Origin of the sequence: Rhodococcus sp. IEGM 1302 (genome assembly GCF_030056935.1) — a bacterium.
GTDB lineage: Bacteria > Actinomycetota > Actinomycetes > Mycobacteriales > Mycobacteriaceae > Rhodococcus_F > Rhodococcus_F qingshengii.
In genome coordinates this window covers 1-947 of sequence record NZ_JASHKY010000067.1, presented here as the reverse complement: position 1 = coordinate 947, position 947 = coordinate 1, and the positions used below count along the sequence as shown (strand labels likewise).

At 66.7% G+C, this 947-nt stretch carries 1 protein-coding gene; it reads right to left on the bottom strand.

Features of this window, described 5'->3' with window-relative positions:
* On the bottom strand, positions 1 to 947 hold a 947-nt coding region (gene trxB / locus QM609_RS29150; RefSeq protein ID WP_283337661.1), incomplete at both ends, for a thioredoxin-disulfide reductase.

The following is a 947-nucleotide window of genomic DNA, read 5'->3' as shown; positions in this document are numbered from 1 at the left end:
GTGTGGCCGGCTGCGTCGAGCGTGTTGGCGGTGATGTCGCCGCGGTCGGCCAGCCAGCGTTCGGCGTCGATTGCTGCGGAGCATCCGGTGCCGGCAGCGGTGATCGCCTGACGGTACGTGTGATCGACCAGGTCACCGGCAGCGAAGACGCCGTCGACGGAGGTCGCGGTGGAACCGGGAGCGACGCGCACGTATCCGGCGTCGTCGAGATCGACCTGGCCCTTGACGAGCTCACTGCGCGGGTCGTGGCCGATGGCGACGAACATGCCGGTGATCTCGAGTGTGGAGGTCTCACCCGTGACGGTGTCACGAACGACGAGCCCGGTGACGCTGTTCTCGCCGAGGACCTCGACGGGCTCCGCGTTGGTCAGGAAGCGGATCTTCTCGTTGGCCTTGGCGCGCTCGAGCATGATCCGTGAGGCGCGGAATTCCTCGCGGCGGTGCACCAGGGTGACCGAGCGAGCGAAGCGGGTCAGGAAGGTTGCCTCTTCCATCGCGGAGTCGCCGCCGCCGACCACGACGATGTCCTGGTCACGGAAGAAGAAGCCGTCGCAGGTGGCGCAGGCGCTGACGCCGCGGCCGAGGAGGCGTTCTTCACCGGGAATGCCGAGGTAACGGGCTGCCGCGCCCATGGCGAGGATGATCGCGTGCGCGGCGTACGTTTCGCCGTTCGCGACGACCGTCTTGATCGGGCCGCTGAGATCGATCTCTTCGACGTCCTCGGTGCGGATGTCGGTATCGAAGCGAAGTGCCTGCTCACGCATCTGTTCCATCAGGTCGGGGCCCATGATTCCTTCGCGGAATCCGGGGAAGTTCTCGACCTCGGTGGTGGTCATGAGGGCGCCACCGAACTGGGTTCCCTCGAAGAGCAGGGGCTGGAGCTCAGCGCGCGCGGTGTAGACACCAGCGGTGTAGCCGGCCGGTCCGGAACCGACAATGATGACGTC